This window comes from Bradyrhizobium sp. 197 (assembly GCF_023073375.1).
Classification (GTDB): domain Bacteria; phylum Pseudomonadota; class Alphaproteobacteria; order Rhizobiales; family Xanthobacteraceae; genus Bradyrhizobium.
On record NZ_JADPJJ010000030.1, the window covers coordinates 430,532 to 451,307 of the forward strand.

Annotated in this window: 17 protein-coding genes and 1 pseudogene; 6 read left to right on the top strand and 12 right to left on the bottom strand. The window is 64.0% G+C overall.

Features of this window, described 5'->3' with window-relative positions:
• Window positions 1-3 precede the first annotated feature (3 nt).
• The 8 genes from IVB27_RS08520 to IVB27_RS08555 all read right to left on the bottom strand — a co-directional run bounded on the left by IVB27_RS08520 (window position 4) and on the right by IVB27_RS08555 (window position 9,343).
• On the bottom strand, window positions 4-1,269 hold the full coding sequence (locus tag IVB27_RS08520; RefSeq protein WP_247442885.1) for an NAD(P)/FAD-dependent oxidoreductase: 1,266 nt from the start codon (window positions 1,267-1,269) through the stop codon (window positions 4-6).
• A gap of 3 nt (window positions 1,270-1,272) precedes the next feature.
• Complete coding sequence (locus IVB27_RS08525) at window positions 1,273-2,934, bottom strand: thiamine pyrophosphate-binding protein (protein ID WP_247442886.1); 1,662 nt, start codon at window positions 2,932-2,934, stop codon at window positions 1,273-1,275.
• A gap of 237 nt (window positions 2,935-3,171) precedes the next feature.
• The gene (gene uxuA / locus IVB27_RS08530; RefSeq protein WP_247442891.1) at window positions 3,172-4,362 is read right to left on the bottom strand and encodes a mannonate dehydratase; all 1,191 of its coding nucleotides are present in this window, start codon (window positions 4,360-4,362) and stop codon (window positions 3,172-3,174) included.
• A 14-nt stretch (window positions 4,363-4,376) separates the two neighbouring features.
• Window positions 4,377-5,426: an L-idonate 5-dehydrogenase gene (locus tag IVB27_RS08535; protein ID WP_247442892.1), complete on the bottom strand. Its 1,050-nt coding sequence runs from the start codon at window positions 5,424-5,426 to the stop codon at window positions 4,377-4,379.
• Complete coding sequence (locus IVB27_RS08540) at window positions 5,423-6,829, bottom strand: TRAP transporter large permease (RefSeq protein ID WP_247442893.1); 1,407 nt, start codon at window positions 6,827-6,829, stop codon at window positions 5,423-5,425. Before IVB27_RS08540 ends, IVB27_RS08535 begins: the two co-directional genes overlap by 4 nt.
• Window positions 6,830-6,833: 4 nt before the next feature.
• Window positions 6,834-7,412: a TRAP transporter small permease gene (locus tag IVB27_RS08545; protein ID WP_247350768.1), complete on the bottom strand. Its 579-nt coding sequence runs from the start codon at window positions 7,410-7,412 to the stop codon at window positions 6,834-6,836.
• A gap of 73 nt (window positions 7,413-7,485) precedes the next feature.
• Window positions 7,486-8,478 (bottom strand): sialic acid TRAP transporter substrate-binding protein SiaP, encoded by a 993-nt coding sequence (locus IVB27_RS08550; protein ID WP_247442894.1) that lies wholly within the window; start codon window positions 8,476-8,478, stop codon window positions 7,486-7,488.
• Between the two features lie 55 nt (window positions 8,479-8,533).
• A complete protein-coding gene (locus IVB27_RS08555; RefSeq protein ID WP_247442896.1) occupies window positions 8,534-9,343 on the bottom strand; it encodes a FadR/GntR family transcriptional regulator in 810 nt (269 codons plus the stop codon).
• A 141-nt stretch (window positions 9,344-9,484) separates the two neighbouring features.
• Between IVB27_RS08555 and IVB27_RS08560 the strand changes: the two genes are divergently transcribed.
• Together IVB27_RS08560 and IVB27_RS08565 are read left to right on the top strand one after the other, a co-directional pair.
• Window positions 9,485-10,969, top strand: a complete 1,485-nt coding sequence (locus IVB27_RS08560; protein WP_247442897.1) for a mannitol dehydrogenase family protein — start codon at window positions 9,485-9,487, stop codon at window positions 10,967-10,969.
• A gap of 96 nt (window positions 10,970-11,065) precedes the next feature.
• Window positions 11,066-11,473, top strand: coding sequence for a nuclear transport factor 2 family protein (locus IVB27_RS08565; protein WP_247350762.1), 408 nt, complete (start codon window positions 11,066-11,068; stop codon window positions 11,471-11,473).
• Between the two features lie 68 nt (window positions 11,474-11,541).
• Here the strand turns inward: IVB27_RS08565 and IVB27_RS08570 are convergent, their stop codons facing one another.
• Window positions 11,542-12,258 (bottom strand): HAD family hydrolase, encoded by a 717-nt coding sequence (locus tag IVB27_RS08570; protein WP_247442898.1) that lies wholly within the window; start codon window positions 12,256-12,258, stop codon window positions 11,542-11,544.
• A gap of 147 nt (window positions 12,259-12,405) precedes the next feature.
• Between IVB27_RS08570 and IVB27_RS08575 the strand changes: the two genes are divergently transcribed.
• Window positions 12,406-13,254 carry an SDR family oxidoreductase gene (locus tag IVB27_RS08575; protein ID WP_247442899.1) on the top strand — a complete coding sequence of 283 codons (849 nt, stop codon included), beginning with the start codon at window positions 12,406-12,408 and terminating at the stop codon, window positions 13,252-13,254.
• A 120-nt stretch (window positions 13,255-13,374) separates the two neighbouring features.
• Window positions 13,375-14,637, top strand: a complete 1,263-nt coding sequence (locus tag IVB27_RS08580; protein WP_247442901.1) for a serine hydrolase domain-containing protein — start codon at window positions 13,375-13,377, stop codon at window positions 14,635-14,637.
• 112 nt (window positions 14,638-14,749) lie between these two features.
• Here the strand turns inward: IVB27_RS08580 and IVB27_RS08585 are convergent, their stop codons facing one another.
• Both IVB27_RS08585 and IVB27_RS08590 read right to left on the bottom strand, forming a co-directional pair.
• Window positions 14,750-15,637 carry a dienelactone hydrolase family protein gene (locus IVB27_RS08585; protein ID WP_247350758.1) on the bottom strand — a complete coding sequence of 296 codons (888 nt, stop codon included), beginning with the start codon at window positions 15,635-15,637 and terminating at the stop codon, window positions 14,750-14,752.
• A 101-nt stretch (window positions 15,638-15,738) separates the two neighbouring features.
• A pseudogene (locus tag IVB27_RS08590) lies at window positions 15,739-17,008 on the bottom strand (MFS transporter).
• A gap of 427 nt (window positions 17,009-17,435) precedes the next feature.
• On the opposite strand from IVB27_RS08590, the gene IVB27_RS08595 reads away from it, so the two are divergent.
• Window positions 17,436-18,011: a MarR family winged helix-turn-helix transcriptional regulator gene (locus IVB27_RS08595; RefSeq protein WP_247344605.1), complete on the top strand. Its 576-nt coding sequence runs from the start codon at window positions 17,436-17,438 to the stop codon at window positions 18,009-18,011.
• A 14-nt stretch (window positions 18,012-18,025) separates the two neighbouring features.
• Here IVB27_RS08595 and IVB27_RS08600 read toward each other — a convergent pair whose 3' ends face one another.
• A complete protein-coding gene (locus IVB27_RS08600) occupies window positions 18,026-18,964 on the bottom strand; it encodes a hypothetical protein (RefSeq protein WP_247442903.1) in 939 nt (312 codons plus the stop codon).
• 816 nt (window positions 18,965-19,780) lie between these two features.
• Here IVB27_RS08600 and IVB27_RS08605 point away from each other — a divergent pair.
• Window positions 19,781-20,551: a response regulator transcription factor gene (locus IVB27_RS08605; protein ID WP_247442904.1), complete on the top strand. Its 771-nt coding sequence runs from the start codon at window positions 19,781-19,783 to the stop codon at window positions 20,549-20,551.
• The last annotated feature ends 225 nt before the right edge of the window (window positions 20,552-20,776 follow it).

A 20,776-nucleotide genomic window follows, 5' to 3' on the forward strand; every position in this document is an offset into this window, starting at 1 on the left:
ATCTCAGAGAAAACGATCAGGTGCGAACGGTGCGAGCGGAATCTCCGGCGGCTTGCCGCTCAGAAGCTGGGCGACGAGACGGCCGGTGCGGGCCGAACCGACCAGGCCGATATGGCCGTGGCCGAAGGCATAGACGATGTCGCGCGAGGCGCGCGCGTAGCCGATGCAGGGACGTCCGTCCGGCATGCTCGGCCGATGGCCAAACCAGGTCTTGATACGGGAAGACGGAATGTCCGTCGGCAGTTTCGGGAACATGCCGAGGAGGTTGTCGCGCAGGATCTCGGCGCGCTTCCAGTTCGGTTCGGCCTCGAGGCCGGCGATCTCGACCGTGCCGGCGGCGCGCAAACCCTTGTCGGTCCAGTTCACTACCATCTTCGCATCCGATGCCATCATCGAGCTGCGCGGGCCCGATTCCGGATTCTCGATCATGACGTGATAGCCGCGCTCGGTCTCCAGCGGCAGCGGATCACCAATGGATGCGGTGAGCCGCTTCGAATGCGCGCCGGCGGCAATCACCGCGGCATCGCAGGGAATCTCGCCGGTCTCGGTGATCACTGCAACGAGCTTGTTGCCGGAAAGCTTGAGCCCCGTCGCCTTGGCCCGCACAAGCTGCGCGCCACTTGCCAGCGCATGTTGCGCGAGGGCTGCGACATAGGCACCGGGATCGCGGCAGCGCCCGGCCTCTTCCACCACCACGCCGAAGGTGTAGCGCGGATGCAGATCCGGCTCGCGCTGACGAATCTCGTCGGCGTTAAGCTCCATCCATTCGACGCCGACTTTTCCGCGCAGGCGCCAGCCGAGATCGTTGTCGAAGTTCCCGCGTGACGGAAACACATGCATCACGCCGTTGCGTTCGACCAGCTCAGGAACGCCCGCCTCCTCCGCGAGCTTCCTGTGCAACAGCGGCGCGTCCTTCAGGAGGTCGCGTAGCGCAAAGGCCGTCTTCTCGACGCGTGCCTCGGTCCAGCCCGAGAGCAGATATCTAATCAGCCAAGGCAACGCCTTCGGCAAGTAAGACCAGCGGATCGCGAGCGGCCCGAGCGGGTCCATCAGATAGAACGGCACCTTCTTCCAGACGCCGGGCTCGGCCGGCGGGATCACCGAATGCGAGGAGAGCCAGCCGGCGTTGCCATAGCTCGCCGCCTGTTCGCCACCGGGCGCGCCTGCGTCGATCAGCGTGACGCGATGTCCCTCGCGCAGCGCTTCGATGGCGCTGATCACGCCGACCGCGCCGGCACCGATGATGGCGACGTGGCGGCCCTTGGACATGGCTTAAGCCTTCACCGCAGGGGCAAAGTCCTTGCCGACCGACATCGCGCGCGGATCGATGATGCAGTGGAGGATCGACGGCTTGCCCGAGGCGAGCGCACGCTCGAAGGCCGGCGCGAACTCTTCGGTACGCTCGACGCGCTCGCCATGGCCGCCGAACGCTTTTGCGTACATCGCAAAATCCGGGTTCTTCAGCTGGGTGCCGACTATGCGGCCGGGATAGTCGCGCTCCTGGTGCATGCGGATGGTGCCGTATTGCGAATTGTCGACGACGATGACGACGAGCGGCGCGTCGTATTGCACGGCGGTCGCGAACTCCTGGCCGTTCATCAGGAAGCAGCCGTCGCCCGCGAAGGCGATCACGGTGCGATCTGGATATTGCCGCTTGGCGAGCACCGCCGCCGGCACCCCATAGCCCATCGAGCCTGAGGTCGGCGCAAGCTGGGCCGCAAAGCTGTGGAAGCGGTGATGGCGGTGGATCCAGCCAGCATAGTTGCCGGCGCCGTTGCAGACGATCGCGTCCTTCGGCAGTCGGTCGCGTAGCCAGGTCATGACCTGGCCGTACTGGAACGTGCCGGGCAGCTCGCGCGCTTTGTCGGTCCAGGCCAGATAATCGGCATGCGCCTTGGCCGCTTCACCCTTCCATGCGAGCGCCCCGGCGGGCTTTAGCGTCTCGACCGCTTCGGCGAACGCGGCGGGCGTCGCCTGGATCGCCAGCTCCGGCTGATAGACGCGGCCGAGCTCTTCCGAGCCCGGATGCACGTGGATCAGCTTCTGTTGCGGGGTCGGAATATCGAACAGTGTGTAGGACGAGGACGGCATTTCCGACATGCGGCCGCCGATGAGCAGAATGACATCGGCGCCGTCGATGCGCGCCTTCAGCCCCGGGCTCGGCCCAATGCCAAGGTCGCCGGCATAGTGCGAATGGTCCGCGTCGATCAGCGACGCTCGGCGGAACGAGGTCGCGACCGGCAAGTCGAACCGCTCGGCAAACCGCGCGATGCTCTTGGTCGCCTCGTCTGTCCAGCGCGAACCGCCGAGAATGACGAGCGGCGCCTTGGCGCTGGCAAGCATGGCGCCAACGCGCTCGATATCAGAAGGCGCGGGCCAGCTCACCGCCGGCTCGATACGCATCGCGTCCGCAACGGCCGCGGTCTCGGTCAGCATGTTCTCGGGCAGCGAGATAACGACGGGACCGGGACGGCCCTGCATGGCGACGCGGAAGGCGCGCGCGACCAGCTCCGGAATGCGGTCGGGACGATCGATCTCGACCGCCCATTTTGCCATGGTGCCGAACACAGCCTTGTAGTCGAGCTCCTGGAACGCCTCGCGCTCGCGCATGCCGGTGTCGACCTGGCCGACGAACAGGATCATCGGCGTCGAATCCTGCATCGCGATATGGACGCCGTGGCTGGCGTTGGTGGCGCCGGGGCCGCGGGTGACGAAGCAGATTCCGGGGCGGCCCGTGAGCTTGCCGTAGGCCTCCGCCATCATCGCGGCGCCGCCCTCGGCGCGGCAGATCATGACGTCGATCGGGCTGTCATGCAGCGCATCGAGCGCCGCGAGGTAGCTCTCGCCCGGCACGCAGGTGACGCGCTCGACGCCTTGCGCGACCAGCTGATCGATCAGGATCTGGCCCCCGGTGCGGGTGTTGCGAATGGTCATGACGGCTCCCTCGAGGCTTTGGCGATGCGCTTCATGGCTTCGCGAAAATCTTGTTCAGAGCTGGCGTAGGACAGGCCGGCAGGGCGCGCAAGATCGAATGGCTTTTCGCACCCTGCGCAGGCGTCATGCCCGCCCCTGGTCTTTGCACATCCGCCCATTCGCGAGGACGCGGCGGCCATGATCGAGCGCCGCGCCAATGATCGGCCGGCTCGATCCGAAGCTCGGCGCAGCTGCCTGCTATTGATGCTCGATCGCGCGGATCGCGCCGCGGAGCTCGGCGAGGCCGCGGAGGCGGCCGATCGCGGTGTAGCCGGGATTGGTGCGCTTGGTGGCCGCGAGATCGTCGAGCATGCGGTGGCCGTGGTCAGGCCGGAACACGATTCTCTTGTCGGGCGAACGCCGCGCGTTCTCCTTCAGGAGCGCCTTCAGCACCGCGATCATGTCGACATCGCCGTCGAGGTGATCGGACTCGTAGAACGACAGGCCATCGGCCTCGCGCTTGGTCGCGCGCAGATGTGCAAATGCGACGCGCGGGCCGAAGCGCTCGGCCATTGCGGGGAGGTTGTTCTCGGCGCGCACGCCGAGCGAACCCGTGCACAGGCAGATGCCGTTGGCCTTGGACGGAACGGCATCGAACAGCGCCTGATAGTCATCGGCGGACGAGGCAATGCGCGGCAGGCCGAACAGCGGGCGCGGCGGATCGTCGGGATGCAGTGTCAACGAGACCCCGAGCTGCTCGGCGACGGGCGTGACGCGGCCCAAAAATTCGGCAAGATGTTGCCGCAGGATTTTCGGCGTGATGTCGCGATATGTTTCGAGTCGATCGCGGAATTGCGGGATCGTCATCGGCTCGGTGGTCGACCCCGGCAACGCGCTGGCGATCACCATGACGAGATAGTCGATGTCGGCCTGGCTCATCTGGTCGAACAGCTTTTTCGCGCGGGCCTGCTGCTCGGGTGAGTATTCCTGAAACGCCGCGGGACGCTTGAGGATGTGCAGCTCGAACGCGGCAAAGCGGTCCTGGTCAAAGCGCATGGCCTGGGCGCCGTTCGGCAGCTCCCATTCGAGATCGGTGCGGCACCAGTCGACCACCGGCATGAAATTGTAGCAGATGATCTTGATACCGGCGGCGGCTACCGCCTCCAGGCTCGCGATCCACGTCTCGATCGAGTGCGTCGCCTTGGCGCCAAGACGCTTGACGTCGTCGGGGATTGGAATCGATTCCACCACCGACCAGCTCAGTTGCGAGCGGCTCGGCTGGCCGCGCTCGATGAAGTTCTTGCGCTCCTCGACCGCCTTGAGTGTCCAGGCCTCGCCGATCGGCACCTGATGCAGCGCCGAGACGATATCGGTCGCGCCGGCCTGCCTGACGTCATCCAGCGAGACGGGATCATCGGGCCCGTACCAGCGCCATCCCTCTAGCATCATGCCCTTTTCTCCGATCAATTCGCGGTCAGTACGACCTTGACGCTCTGCGAGCGGTCGAGCGCCAGCCGCAGCGCCTCCGGCGCGGTAGATAGCGGCCGCTCGGCGGTGACCAGTGACAGCACGTCGACGCTGCCGGCAGAAATCAGTTCCACCGCGGTCATGAACTCGAGCCCGAAGCGGAACGAGCCGCGCAGGTCGATCTCCTTCGCCATCACCGCATTGGCCGGCGCTGGAATCTGGCCGCCCGGAAGGTTGCCGATCTGCACGACAATGCCGCCGCGCCTGACGATGCCGATCGCGCTGGCGAGGCCAGCAGCCGTGCCCGAGACCTCGAAGGCGACATCGTAGAGACGCGACGCGGCTTGTGCCTTCAGGCCTTCCTCACCGCCCGCGACGTTTTCGACGTGAGAGGCGCCGAGGCGGCTTGCAAAGGCGAGCGGCGCCGGCGCGATGTCGGCAACCGTGATATCGGTCATGCCGGCGCGGCGCGCGGCGAGCATGGTCAGAAGCCCGATCGGGCCGGCACCGAAGATGATGCCGCGCTTGCCTTCGATGTTGCCGGCACGCGCGACCGCGTGCAGGCAGACCGCGAGCGGCTCGGCCAGCGCCGCGGCCTGATAGGACACGTGATCGGGGATCTTCACGCATTGCGCCGGGATCGCATCGAAGTAATCGGCAAAACCGCCCTGCATGTGCGGCGTCTTCGAGGCCGAGCCCATGAAGTAGATATTTTCGCAAAGGTTCTGCCGGCCTTCGCGGCAAGCGACGCAATGGCCGCACCAGCGCGACGGGTTGATGGCGACGCGGTCGCCGGCCTTCAGGTTCGCCGCGGCGCCCGAGATCTCCACGACCTCGCCGGAGATCTCGTGGCCGAGCACCAGCGGCGACTTCACCACGAAATCGCCGGTCCGGGCATGACGGAAATAATGCATGTCCGAGCCACAGATGCCGCCGGCGCCGAAGCGGATGCGCACCATGCCATCAGCGAGCTTGTCGAGCGGATGCTCGATCATGCGCAGATCTTCGGGACCGAACAGGGTTGCGGCGAGAGAAGTGGATGTCATTTGGAAAGTCCCATGTATTTCGGCAGCCAGAGGGTCAATTCAGGAATGTAGGTGATTGCGATCAGCGCAACCATCAGCGGCACCAGCCATGGCAGGATCGCAATCGTCGTGCGCTCGACCGAGAGCTTTGCCACGCGGGCGAGCACGAAGAGGACCATGCCGAGCGGCGGATGCAGCAGGCCGATCATCAGGTTCAACGTCATGATCAGACCGAAATGGATCGGGTCGATGCCGAGCTTGAGCACGATCGGCAGCAGGATCGGCACCAAAATGGTGATCGCTGCCGTGGTGTCGATGAAGCAACCGACGAACAGGATCAGGACGTTGGCGAGTGCCAGGAACACCCATTTGTTGTGGGTAATGCTGAGCATCCAGTCCGACAGCATCTGGGCCGCCTGCGACACCGTGAGTAACCAGGCGAAGATCGAGGCTGCCGTGACGATGAACAGCACCGACGCCGTGGTCTCGATGGTGTCGAAGGTCGCTTTCGCGACCGTCTTCATCGTCATGGTGCGGTAGCGCACCAGGCCGAGAAACAGCGACCAGATCACGGCGGCGACCGCGGCTTCCGTCGGCGTGAACCAGCCGAGCGTCATGCCACCGATCAGGATCACCGGCGCCATCAGCGCCATCACCGCCGAGAAGTCGAAGTACCAGTCGATCGCGAGCAGCACGACCAGGCCAAGCCCAACCGCCCAATTGGTGGAGAGACCGGCGACTGTCAGCAGCCAGACAGCCATCGGAAAGCTCAGTACGACGACGATCTCGAGCCCCGCCGATCCCAATTGCGGCCAGGAGAACGGCGTATCGCTGCCCCATTTGTTCTTGTGCGCGAAATAGGTGACGGTGGCCATCATCAGCAGCGTCAGGACGACGCCTGGAATGACGCCTCCCAGAAACAGCGCGCCGATCGAGACATTCGCCATCATGCCGTAGATCACGAACGGCAGCGACGGCGGGATGATGGGCCCGAGCGTCGCCGAGGCCGCGGTGACGCCGACGGAGAATTCCGTGGAATAGCCGTGGTCCTTCATCGCCTTGATCTCGATGGTGCCGAGGCCGGCGGCATCCGCGATCGCGGTGCCGGACATGCCGGAGAAGATCACCGAGCCGATGATGTTGACGTGGCCGAGACCGCCGCGCATCCAGCCGACCAGCGCGACGGCGAACTTGTAGATGCGCCCGGTGACGCCGGCGATGTTCATGAGATTGCCGGCCAGGATAAAGAACGGCACGGCCAGCAGCGGAAAGCTCTCGACGCCGGCGATCATGCGCTGCGCCAGCGTGACGTCGGGCGTCACGCCGCTGACCAGGATGTAGAGCAGCGACGACGCGGCCATGGCGATCGCCACGGGAACGCCGAGCAGCATCAGGATGAGAAAGCCTCCAAGCAACAGCAACATGGAACTACCCTTCAAAACCGTCGTAGGCGCCGGGACGTTCGAGGATCGAATAGCCCTGTCGCAGATGCTGCACTGCGACCTGCAACGACCGCACGAACATCAGCACGAAGCCGAGCAGCACCGCGTAGTAGACGTAGTCCTTGGGAAAATTGATCGTGGTCATGGACTCGTCGCCGATGATCTGGATGTAGACCCAGACCAGCTTGATGGCGTAGCCGAAGAAAGCGATCCGAATCAGGTCGATCACCGTCGACAGCGCGCGCGCCACGAGGTGCGGCAAATAGCGGTAGACGAGATCGACCTGGATGTGCCGCGACAGCCGCACGCACATCGAGGAGCCGATGAAGACCACGCCGATCAGGCAGTAGGTCGCAATCTCCTCGGTCCAGGCGTAGCTGTCGTTGAGCACGTAGCGGGTGAAGAACTGGAGGAAGACCGCGAGCGCCATCACCCAGAAGATCGCCAGCGCGACCCAGTCCTCGAAAGCGTAGACGCCGAGATCGACCTTGGGTGCCGCCTCCTCCTCGAAGGTGTGGGCGATCTCGTCCCCGGTGATCTGCCGGTGCGTTTCGACTGTGGACATGGGGTTACTCCTCAAAAGTACCGAGCGTCATTCCGGGCCTCGCGAAGCGCGCGCCCGGAATGACGACCTATTGTTATTTCACGTCCTGGATCCGCTCCCAGTCGGCCTTGCGATAGCCGAAGGTCTCGAACGCGACGTTCTTCAGCACGGTGTCGCGGAACTCTTTCTTGTCGACGTCGGTCACGGTCAGGCCCTTCTCCTTGAAGAAGGCGACCAGCTTGGCTTCGTTCTGCTTGATCTCCTCGGTCGCCTTGGCGGCGGCTTCCTGCGCCACGTCCGTGAAGATCTTCCTGTCCTCGTCGCTGAGCTTCTTCCAGAGCGCGCCGGCCACTACCGTGTTGAGGTGATCGACGATGTGGCCGGTCAGCACGATGTGCTTCTGCACCTCGTAGAACTTCTTGGCCTCGATTGTGGTCAGCGGGTTCTCCTGGGCCTCGACCGTGCCGTTCTGGAGCGCGAGATAGACTTCCGCGAACGCGATCGGCGCAGTGTTGGCGCCACAGGCGCGCGGCATCGCCAGATAGGCCGGAACGTCGGGCACGCGCATCTTCAGGCCCTTGAGGTCGGCACAGGTCTTGATCGGCTTGTTCGACGAAGTCTGGCGCACTCCGTAATAGGTCACCGCGATGATGTGGTGGCCGCTCTTGTCCTCATAGCCCTTGGTGAGCTCCTTGAAGATGTCGCTCTTGGTGTAGGCGAGCAGATGGTCGGCGTCGCGGAAGGTGTAAGGATAGTAGGTCACGCCAATCGGCGGAAAGCTCTTGGCCGCGAAGCTCGATCCGGAAATGATGATGTCGACCGAGCCGAGCGAGAGGCCCTGGTTGATGTCGGCTTCCTTGCCGAGCTGCGACGCCGGATAGACGTCGATCGCATAACGCCCGTTGGTGCGCTTTCCGATCTCCTGCGCAGCCCAGACCGAGGCGGTATGGAACGGCTCCGACGTCTCATAGACATGCGCCCATTTGAGCTTGGTCTGCGCCATGCCGGCATTGGTCGTAGCAAACATGGCCGCGGCCGAGACCGCCAGCACCGTTGTCATCTTTTTCAACACTGATTTTTCCTCCATCTTCTAAGTCTGCTTCTTGTCCGCCCGCCCCGACCTGGATGCGGACCGCTCAATCTCATCGCCGCCGCGCGCTGCTGCTCGCAGCCCGTTTCTTCTTCGGCGCATGTTCCGGTTTTGACGGCTTTGCCGTCGATTGCGCCGCGCGCCCGGACGACGCTCCTGCCGCGTTCTCGGCGCCAAAGTTCTGCGCAAAGCGCTCCTGGGATCGCGCAAGATGATCGCGCATCGCATCGCGCGCGGCCCCGGGATCATGCGCCGCGATCGCATCGCGCACCGCGTGATGCTCGTCGAGCGCAGTGCGCCAGGTGCCGGGGCTCTCGAAATAATGCGCAAGCTGCGCGAAATAGGGATTGAGGCGTTGGTCGAACAGCTCGCCGACCACGCGCACGAGGACGGCATTGCCGAGGCTTCCGGCGATCGCGACGTGGAAGGCGCGGTCGTGGACCATCGAGGCTTCGCCGGGGTGCTCTACATTTTCCATCGCGACAAGGGACGCATCGATGCGGGCAATGTCGCCCTTCGTCGCCACGCGCGCGGCTTCTTCGGCGATGGCGCTCTCCAGGAATTCGCGGGCGCGCAGCAGCTCGAACGGGCCCTCGATGACGGAAGCAGGCGCGGGCGCCGCAACGGCGGCGGGCTCGATCACGTAGATGCCGGAGCCGACACGGATGCGGAGGCGGCCTTCGACCTCGAGCGCGATCAGGGCTTCGCGCACGGTCGGCCGCGAGATCTTGAGCTGCTCGGCGAGCTCGCGCTCGGTCGGCAAGCGGCTGCCGACCGCGTATTCACCGCTGTCGATCAGGCTTCGCAATTGATCGGCGACCTGGCGATAAAGCCGTCTCGCCTCCACAGCTTCCAGCGGCACGCTGGCCCTCCCTGAAAGGGCCGAACCGGGTTGATCCCGTCAGCCCGCCAATTTTGGAAAATTGGTCTTACCAATTGACCGCAGCATTGACCGAGGACAGACGCCATGTCAAGCAGCGGCAAAGCAAGGGGAGACACGTCCATGCGCCTTGGTTCAACGCGCCTTGGCCGCGCCAATCTCGACCGGCTGCCACCTGGCATCCGCCGCCCGGCCTATGACCGTTCGCGGGTCACGCCCGGCATCGTGCATCTCGGCCTCGGCGCCTTTCATCGTGCCCATCAGGCCGTATTCATCGACGATTGCCTTGCCGCCGGCGCCGCGTCGTGGGGCATCGTCGGCGCGAGCCTGCGCAGCCCTGACACGCGCGACGCCCTCGCCCCGCAGGACCATCTCTATGCGGTTGCGGTCCGTGCGGCCGAAGGCACCCAGCACCGGGTGATCGGCGCGCTGCTCGACAGCGTGGTCGCGCGCGAGAGCCCGGCGCGGCTGATCGAGCGGATGGCCGATCCCGCCATTCGTATCGTCTCCCTCACCGTCACCGAAAAGGGCTATTGCCACACGCCGCAGACCGGCGATCTCGACGAGCGGCATCCTGATGTCGTGCACGATCTCAACAGTTTCGACGCGCCGCGTTCGGCGCCCGGCTTCATCGTTGCGGCACTGGCGCGGCGGCGAGCACTGGGTGCCCCGCCCTTCACCGTGCTGAGCTGCGACAACCTCGCCGCCAATGGCCACACCGTGCAGCGGATCGTGACGCAGTTCGCAGCGCTGCGCTCGAAGGACCTCGGCAAGTGGATTACGGATACAGCGGCCTTCCCCTCGACCATGGTCGACCGCATCGTGCCGGAGACGACGGATAGCGACCGCGATACGGTTTCATCCGCGCTCGGCTTGCGCGACGCCCGGCCCGTCATGACCGAGCCGTTCACGCAATGGGTGGTCGAAGATCGCTTCACGGCGGGCCGGCCTGACCTTGCCGCCGCGGGCGTCGAGTTCGTCACTGATGTCAAGCCGTTCGAGTTGATGAAGCTGCGGCTGCTCAACGCCAGCCATTCCGCGCTCGCCTATCTCGGCTATCTCGCCGGCTACGAGACCATCGCCGACACCATGCTGGATCCGCATTTCGCGCGTCTTGCCGCGCAGGTGATGGAGGAGGCCGCGGTGACGCTGACAATGCCTGCCGGTGCCGATCTGGCCGCCTATCGCGCCTCGCTGCTCAAGCGCTTCGCAAATCCGGCGCTGCATCATCGTACCTGGCAGATCGCGATGGATGGCTCGCAAAAGCTGCCGCAGCGGCTGCTTGGCGCGATGCAGGATCGCCTGCTTAAGAATTTACCGGTCGCGACGCATGCGCTCGCGGTGGCCGGCTGGATGCGCTACGTCACCGGCCTCGACGAGCAGGGCCGCGCCATCGACGTGCGCGATCCGCTCGCCGCCGAGTTCGCTGGCTTGGCGCGCGAGGCAGGTCCCGTCGCCGAGCGATTGGCGCCCGCACTGCTCGGCGTCGGAAAAGTGTTCGGGCCGCTGGGTGCCGAGCCGCGCCTGCGCGAGGCCGTGACCGCGGCGCTCGGCCGTCTCTTTGAGGATGGCGCGCGGCGGGCGGTGGAGACGCACCTCTCCGCGTGACCACAAAGCAGGCATGCTGCACTGCGGTCCAGATCGAACAGAAAGCCGACGGAAGTCGCGCTTGATTTTTGCCTGTCATTGCCCCACCCGAGAGGCATGGCAAAGGACAGCAAGATCATCGCCGCCAACGCGGCCTTTTACGCCGCCTTTTCAACCGGCGACTTCGACGGTATGGAACAGATGTGGGCAGATGACGACGCCATTTCCTGCATCCATCCCGGCTGGCCGGCGATTATCGGGCGTGCCACGGTGATCGGAAGCTGGCGCGATATCCTGCAAAATCCGCAGCGGCCGCAGATCGTTTGCGCCGAACCGCAGGCCATCGTCGACGGCGACAGCGCGCGCGTGCTCTGTATCGAGATCGTTGACGGCACCGCTTTGGCTGCTGCCAACCATTTTCGGCGCGTCGGCGACGGATGGCGGCTGGTGCATCATCAGTCGAGCCCCATCGCGCAGATTGTCGAGCAGGCTGAGGATGATAGAACGAGCCACCGCGTCCACTGAACGCGGCCGGCCCGCAGGCACTTTCTACTGTGCATGGGGTTGTTTTTCAGTTTTTTTGTTCTGCGGCCTCATCCGAGCTCCGACAAATCATCCAGCACGACCCGCGCCGCGCTGAAATCGTCGTCCCGGAAGAACATGCTGCGGGTGATGAGCACGGGAATCTTCGCCCGCGAGGCCGCGATCAGGCCGTTGGCGGAATCCTCGATCGCGACGCAGTCGGACGCCTTGAGCTTCAGCCGCGCCAGGATTTCGAAATAGACGTCCGGCGCAGGTTTCTTGTGCTCCACATCATCCCCGGCCACGATCGCCTCAAAATCCGCGGACCAGCGCGTCCCCAGCGCCCGCGACAGCAGCGCATCGATGTTGCCGTGGGACGTCGTGGTCGCGATCGCGAGCCGCTGGCCGCGCGCCTTGGCAGCAATGAGGAGACCGGTCACGCCGGGCCGTAAGGGGCAGCAGCCGGTCTCGACCAGTTCGGCGTAATGCGCGGTCTTGATGCGGTGGAGTTCCGCGATGTTCGCGTCCGACAATGGCGCAGCAATCTTCAGCCGTCCATGGAAGACGCGAATGCGCTCCTTGCCACCGGTGACCCGCAGCAGGTCCTTGTAGACGGCCCGGTCCCACTGCCAGTCGAGACCGTGGCGAACGAAGGCATAATTGAAGGCCTGCCGATGCAGTTCCTCGGTTTCGGCCAAGGTGCCGTCGATATCGAAGATCAGCGCTGCGGCGCGCCGGATCAGCTCAGCGGCGTCACATGGCGCTATGGCGGGCGCTTCTGCCTGCATGATCGATCCGTCCCTCCTGCCGCTGTGACAAGTGAGCGTCGCCCGAGGCAGCGTGCGAGTAAAATTGCAATATCTTTTGCCGGACCCAAAAATCCCTTATGAGCGGAGACACGCGCAACGGCGCGAACGAACCAGCACGGCGGACACATGCGGCTCTTCATCCTTGGCCTTGGCTACAGCGCTGGGCATTTCGTCCGCAGGTTTGGCGGCACCTTCTCACATATCGCCGCCACCGTGCGCGATCCCGCGAAGCGAGATGACCCCGCCGGCATCGAGATGCATGCCTTTTCCGGCGGCAGCCCCGCGCGCGAGACGGTCGAACGTATCGGCGACGCCGACGTCCTTCTCGTCTCGATCCCGCCCGGCAGCGCCGGCGATCCCGCCATCGCCGCGTTCGGCGACGTGCTGGCGGCGGGCCGGCGCAAAGTCATCTATCTCTCGACCATCGGCGTGTATGGCGATCACGGCGGCGGATGGGTCGACGAGAGCACACCGCCGCAGGCCATCCTCGACCGCACCCGTATGCGGGTCGCTGCCGAGCGGGCCTGGACGGACATAACGCGCGGCAACGCCGCGATCCTGCGGCTTGCGGGCATCTACGGCCCCGGCCGTAACGCGCTGGTGACGCTGCGCGCTGGAACGGCCCGGCGCATCATCAAGCCGGGACAATTGTTCAACCGCATCCATGTCGACGACATCGCAAGCACGATCACGGCCGCGGTTCATCACCCGAGCGGCGGCACCTGGAACGTCTGCGACGACGAGCCGGCGCCGCCGCAGGACGTGATCGCCCATGCGGCGAAGCTGATGAACGTTGCGCCGCCGCCCGAAGAGGCCTTCGAGACCGCCGGGATGTCGCCGATAGCGCGCAGCTTCTATGCCAGCAGCGCCCGTGTCTCCAACGCGAAATTGAAGCGCGAGCTCGGCGTCACACTTGCTTATCCGACCTACCGCCACGCTCTGGATGCGTTATGGCGCGCGGGAGAGGGACGATAGGGTTCCGGCATTCCCGGCGTCCCAGACATGCCCTGCCCGCGCTTGACTTCGCGCCGGTGCGGTCGTGATCTAACCACTCAGCGGGCCACTGCATAACGAGCCCGCGCTTGGGAGGATACAATGAAGACGATCGCCATGGTCGCGGCGGCTGCCGTCATCACGCTTGGTGCAGCGCGCGCCGCGCCGCTGCCCGAAGCCAGTCCCGACGACGCCGGCTTCTCGAAACAAGGCCTTGCGCGGCTCGACAATTTCTTCGCGCGTGAGATCGCCGCCAAGCGCGTCCCCGGCGCGGTCGTCGCGATCGCCCGTGACGGCAAGCTTGTGCACTACAAGGCCTATGGCATGCTGGATCCGGACAAAGGCACGCCGATGCCTATTGACGCGATCTTCGCGCTGGCATCGATGACCAAGCCGATGGCGGCAGTCGCGGGCCTGACATTGATGGAGCAGGGCAAGCTGCCGCTCCAGGCCAAGCTGTCCGACTATTATCCCGGCTTTGCCGACATGAAGGTCGGCGTTCAGCAGGCCGACGGTTCATTGAAGCTCGAACCGCAGGCATCGCCGATCTTCATTCACGATCTCTACCGGCACACGTCCGGCCTGATGTATGGCGGCCGCCCGGACAGCTCAAGCACGCTTGCGCGACAATATCCTGAAGGCACCGCGCCGGCGATCGAAGGCGACACCCAGGCGTTCATCGATCGCATCACAAAGCTGCCGCTGGCGCATCAACCCTCGACCGAGTTCGAATACGGTTTTTCGATCGACGTACTTGGTGCTGTGGTCGAGAAGGTGAGCGAGCAGAAGCTCGGCGACTATCTCGCCGCCAATGTCTGGCAACCGCTCGGCATGAAGGACGCGACCTTCCATCCGACCGACGCACAGCGCCCTCGCCTCGCCCGCCCGTTCGCCAACGATCCGCTGACCGGCAAGCCGCAAGCCATCAAGCTTTTGGACACGCCGACAAAATTCGACTGCGGCGGCGCCTGCTCGTTCGCAACCGTCGGCGACTACATCCGCTTCGGGCAGATGCTGCTCAACGGCGGCGAGCTCGACGGCCAGCGCGTCCTCGGTCCCAAGACCGTGCATCACATGACGACCAATCATCTCGGCCCCGAGATCAAGAACAACGTGGCGAACATCGAGCCGCACCGCGCCGGCTTCGGATTTGGCCTCGCGGTCGCTGTCCGCACCGGCGAAGGATTGTCGTCGGTCCCCGGCAATCCCGGCGAGTTCACGTGGAATGGCGCGTACGGGACACAGTTCTTCTGCGACCCCAAGGAGCGTCTCGTCGTGGTTGTCGGAACGGCGGCGCCGGGCGAGCTGCGGAAATTTTATCGCGAGCAGGTCCAGGACATCGTCTATGGCGCCATGGTGAAATGAGATCGGCACGCCGCATTGGAAAGAGGGCGGACGATTGGATCGCCCTCTTGAATTGTTTGAGCATGATCTTGCCGGAAAACCGCTACACGCTTTTCCGGATCATGCTGCGACGTCAGCTCAGAACGCCGTATTTCTTGAACCAGGCCTGCGCCCGCTTCCAGGCATCTTCCGCGGCGTCCTTGCGGTAGCTGCCGCGGTAGTCGGCATGGAAGCCGTGCGGCGCTTCCGGATAGATCTTGAATTCGGCCGTCTTCTTGTTCTGCTCGAGCGCAGCCTTCATCTGCTCGACCTGGGTGACGGGAATGCCGGTATCGGCGCCACCATACAGGCCGAGCACCGGCGCCTTCATCTCGGGCGCCAGCTGCATCGGGCTTTTCGGCCACAGCGGATTGGGAGCATCGACCGGCGGACCGTAGAAGGCGACGCCAGCCTTGAGCGTGCCGTTGTGGGCGGCATATTCCCAGACGGTGCGTCCACCGCGGCAAAAGCCGATGATACCGAGCTTCGCGGTGTCGCCGCCTTGCGATCCCGCCCACGCCACCGTCGCATCGAGATCGGACAGCAGTTCCGCGTCCGGCTTGGCATTGACGATCGGCAGCAGGTCCTTGATCTCGGCGATCTTGGTCAGATCGGTACCCTTGCGGAAGTAATAGTCAGGCGCGACTGCGAACGCGCCGAGCTTGGCGAGGCGCCGCGTCACGTCCTTGATGTATTCGTGCAGGCCGAAGATCTCCATGGCCACGATGATCACCGGCGCCTTGGTGTTGCCGGCCGGGCGGGCGAAATAGGCAGGCATCTCTTCGGAGCCGACCTTGATCTTGGCGTCGCCGGCCTGGAGACCGCTGGTGTCTGTCGTGATCGCCTCGGCGCGCACGGGCCCGGCCGCAAGCGTGTAGCCGGCGGCAACCGCCGCGGTGGCGCTCATGAATCCGCGCCGCGAGACCGGGGCGGCCTTGGTCAGCCCGACGACGTCGGATGTCATGGTGGTTTCAATGCTCATCGGTTCATCCCTTCCTGATGCCTGGCCCTGATCCCCAAGGCGATGCATTCGCCGATAATTGCCGGCGAAACGCAAATCACCAGCCTGCGAGCACGCCGCTTTCAGGCCTTGCCCCGACGCTGCTTCCCCGGGGCAGTCTCGGGCATCAGACTCATCGCAACAAGTCCAACGATTGCCGCAAGCAGCAGGTACCAGGCCGGCGCCAGCGGATTGCCGGTGAGGTGGAGGAGCCAGGTGACCACGAGCTGCGCCGTGCCGCCGAAGCTGGCGATCGCGACCGCATAGACGGTCGCGAACACGCCACCGCGAATGTTCTGGGGCAGCGCCTCGACGAAGGTCGCGTAGAACGCAGTGAATGGCAGCGACCCGATGACGGACAAGACACCGAAACCGGCCAGGAGCGACAACGCGCCCGGCGCATGGACGATCCACAGGAAGGTCGGGTAAGTCAGCAGCAGCGTTGCGAGCTGCGGCCAGATCATCACCGGCTTGCGACCAAGACGATCTGCCAGCCAGCCCCCGACCAGTGCGCCGACAAACTGAATGCCGTTGCTGACCAGCGACACGGCGAAAGCCAGTGTGGACGACACATGCAACGTGTTCTGCGCATAGGTCGTCATGTACTGGGTGACGTAGGTCGAGATGGTGCCGCTTGCCAGGATCATCAGCGCAAGTCCGATGATGCCAAGGTGGCGCCTCGCCTGCGAAAGATGACTGACGTGTTCGACGGTGCGGGCACCGGCTTTGGCCTGCGGGATCGTCTCGGGCAGCGTTCGGCGCATCCAGAACCCGAACGGTATGCAGACCGCCCCGATCAGAAACGCCACCCGCCAGCCATAGGCGTCGAGCATTTCCGGCGCCATCGTCCGGCTCAGGATGACGCCGACGAGCGCGCCCGCGGTCGCGGCGATCTCCTGGCTCGCCGGCTGCCATGCCACCACCAGCGCCCGATGCTCGGGCGGGGCAATCTCGATCAGATAGGCGGTGGTCGGCCCAACCTCGCCGCCGAGGGCAAAGCCTTGCGTCATACGCGCCGCGATCACGATGATGGGCGCGGCAAGACCGATCGCTTGATAGGACGGCGTGAGCGCGATGGTCAGGATGGATAGCCCCATGAGCGCGAAGCTCAGCAGCATGGCGGGGCGCCGGCCGATGCGGTCGGAATAGATCCCGAGCACGATTCCGCCGATCGGCCGCGTCACGAAGCCGGCGCCGAAGGTCGCCAGCGACAACATCAGGCTGCCGTACTCGCTTCCCGATCTGGATGGCGAAGAAGCTGTAGGTGATGAAGTCGTAGAATTCGAGCATGTTGCCGACGGTGGCGGCCAATGCTGCGCGCTTGACGTTGAACGGCTTCGCTTGCTCGATCACAGACGATACTCTGGCATTCCCGGGCTCGATCGTATTTGGGACTTAACCGCCTGCCTGCATTGCGACGCAACATCCATTAACCGAAAACGGTGGTTCTCTCGCCTCCACTTTCGCCGCCACGAGTTGCAGCGCAACTGCCTGCTCGCGCAATTCGAACCGCGTCGCCGCAACAAATGGGCTCTGCTGTGGTCGCAAGGGCAAATCATGTTGCTCCCCGTCGTACGCTATCGGGATTCTGCAGGCGAATCGCAGTTATTTGACTGAAATTTTCAGAACAGTTGAGCCGGGCGATTTACTCGAACTTTCTTCGTGACGCTCTAGTTCCACCGCCGGAAGTTCCGTCTCTCTCGGGAGCTTCATTATCAGCCACCCGGATTGCGCTACCAGAAGCTCAATTGAATAAAGATTTATCCGACCTGGAATTGAAATGCATTTGGCTCGCGAAGCGATCGAATTATTGGGACAGATGGCCCGTATCCTGTGGTTCGAAGGCGCCAAGCATGGCCTGCGCGACCGCGAATGGATGGCGCTGCGTTTCCTCTCCCGCGCCAACCGGTTTTCCCGGACGCCCTCGGCGCTCGCGAGTTACGTTGGCACCACGCGCGGCACCGCCTCTTTCGTCATCGGCGAGCTCGAGCGGCTGGGCTACATCGAGCGCAAGCGCTCCGCCACGGACAAGCGCTCTGTGTTGCTGAGCGTGACGCAGCAGGGCAAGAAATTTCTCGTGCGCGACCCCATCAGCGTTCTGCTCGAGCCGATTGCCATTCTCGACGACGATGCCAAGACTCGCTTTCGCGACACGCTCCGGCATGTGCTCGATCAGGCCGATGCGGCCGAACAGCGGCACCATACCGACGTCTGCAAGCGCTGCATCTTCCTGCGCGAAGATCGCACCACGGACAGCAAGACGGCGGCCGAGTTCAGCTGCCGCCTGTTTCGCGCGCCGATCGCGGAGGCGGAGGTCGACCTGCTATGCACCAGCTTCGAGCACCACCGCCAATAGAAGGCGGCCCTCGATCAGGGCGTTGCCTTGCGTGACGAATAGATGACGCCCCCGCTGGACTCCACCACCAGACGTCCGTTCTCGTTTTTGATCTCCTCGATACGGCCAAGGCCCGGCACCTGCTGTCCCAGCACGGCCTCGACGACGCCGTTCGGGCCTTGCAGGATCGCAATCCCTTCATAGGCCTGGCGGACCGACCAGCCCTTGATGGTCTTGCGCGGCGCCGACATGCGCTCGGACGGAGACACCGATCCCGTGACCTCGGGCGCCGGGACCGAAGCCATCATCGGCATTGGCTGTGTTTGTGAGGCAACGGGCGTCGGAGCCTGGGCCTGCGCCTGGGCAAGCTTATCGAGCTTCACCGTCGAGGACGAGCTCACCCGCTCGATGCGATCCAGGTTCTCGCCAAAACGGCCGAAACGGTCATTGGTCGCCTTGCTCGATTGATCGACCGCCGTGCGCAGGCCGTCGAGATTGTCGGACACGCCCGACATCTGCTTGCGCAATTGCGCCACCGTCTCACGCAGATTCCTGATCTCCGTACTGGCCGCGACGTTGCTCTGGGCGGGCTGCGTGGTGAGATAGACGATCGCGCCAGTGCAGGCGCAGACCACCACCATCGCAGCGACTGCCAATGTCGCGAGCGGCGCGACCCATGTCGGACGCGGCGGCGGCGGCTTGGCCACGATCACGGCCGGCTTGATCACGATCGGCGCAGGCTTGTGTATCGCCATTTTGTCGAGCCGCGCCTTGGCGCGAATACGCTTCAGACCCTCGAGCGCCTCTTTCGCCAGAGTTTCATCACTCGCCGCTGCCGACACACGCCTGGTGGTCGCAGCAGGCTTGGCGGCTCCCGTCGCATTGTCCCCGGCATCGCGCGCCTCCGCAGCCGGCTTCGCCGCTGCGGAAACATTGGCGGTCGCGTTGGGGCGAGCTTGTCCATCGGACAACATGTGAGAATGCTCCGTTCGGTTCGACCTATCGAACGGTGACGTTATGTGCCGAAGCTTGCCTGAAACGTGCGCATCGAAATCTTTTCATCGCGCGCGAAGCGACGCAACTGAGTCAAACGCGTCATACACGTGGCGAGAGTGCGACTCGAAAGACACACCTCCGTCAAGATTTCGCCAAGCTGGAGTCGCCTTGCCATACATGAGTCGAATTGTCGCATGTGGAAACAGGGCGACGAGAGTCAATCCCGGGTTGAAAACCTCCCCATTTGCATGAACCGCGGCACCGCCCGAAAAGGCTGTATTCATACGGGGATGCGGAACTTTAGAACTGCCAAAGTGCAAAACTAGTTTTAATTCCAAATCAACTGATGCGATTGTACATACAAAGAAACAACTCGAAACAAAGCAACAGTATCAAGCACGCGTAGCAACCGCTTTGTTGCGCACGCTTGATCGGGAATCGGCAATTGTTACGGTCCTACTCAAGTGATTCTCGCCAGTTAGCGAGGAGAACGACACAGTACAGTAGCGTTCGGACGCGATAAGCACTTGGCGCAACTGTTCTAGGTCGCTTTCTCAATCCGCTCCGCGAGGTGATCCGTAAGACACCCGCCGGGCCTCACGCGGTAAGCGTTCAGTATCGAGTCGAAGTAGCAGGCCTGCGAGACGCAGGCACTGAATGCGTAGGGCTGCCCGCGAATATGAAACCATAATAACGGTTCGCGGGAAGGAATGTCGTCAAACAGCACCGCTGCCGAGCCGGGCATCACAACAACGAACCGGCCGCAGCAAGTGCGAAACAGGGGCGAAAGACTGATGTATATTATCGTTGATGATCGCGAGAGCGTCACGAACAGCTATGTCGGAGGGCTCGTTCGCGAAGGTGTATCGTCGATCGGCTTCTCCTCCGGAGAATTCTGGGACTGGCTGCAATCTGCGAGTGAATCGGATCTGGCTGCGGTGGACGCCTTCCTCCTCGGGGATTGCGACGCTCGCGGAAGCCTGCCGCGGGCGATGCGCAGGCGCTCCTCGGCTCCCATCATCGCCATGAGCGGACAGAAGATGCTCAAGAACACGCTGGAGCTGTTCGAATCGGGCGTCGATGACGTCGTGCACGTGCCGATTCATCTCCGCGAGATCCTCGCTCGAACGGCCGCGATCGCGCGCCGCCGGGTCGGGGAACTGCCGAGGCCCTGCGAGACCAGGATCCAGGTCTTTTTCAACGGACGTGACCCCGAGATCGCGGGCCACGCCCTCACCCTGCCCCGACGCGAACTGCGCATCCTCGAATATATGGTCAGCAACCACGGCAAGTGGGTCACCAAGACGCAGATCTTCAACGCGGTCTACGGCATCTTCGAGGCGACCTTCGACGAGAGCGTGATCGAGAGCCACGTCAGCAAGCTGCGCAAGAAACTTCGCGACCGCCTCGGCTTCGATGCGATCGTGGCCAGGCGCTACGTCGGATACCGTCTCGACATCCCGGCAGGGGAGACCATCGACGTGCCGGTGCAGGAACTCGACGAGCTCGGCATCCTCCTGAACAGGGCGCATGTCGCCCCAGCGGCGTATCCGGCCGGAAACTGATCGGCAGGGTACTGCCACGAAAACGACAACGGCCTCTGCGAACCAATTTCGCAGAGGCCGTTGTACTTTCAGCGGCGGAAGCGCCGGAACAGATGCCTAGCTTCGCGACGCGAGGCGCCGCGACACCTAGGGTCTGTTGGGATTCAGGATTCTCATCGGGGCTTGGTTGTGATTCAAGCTTGGGATGGACCGATTCGTTTTGACTGACGCCCAATGGGCGAAGAT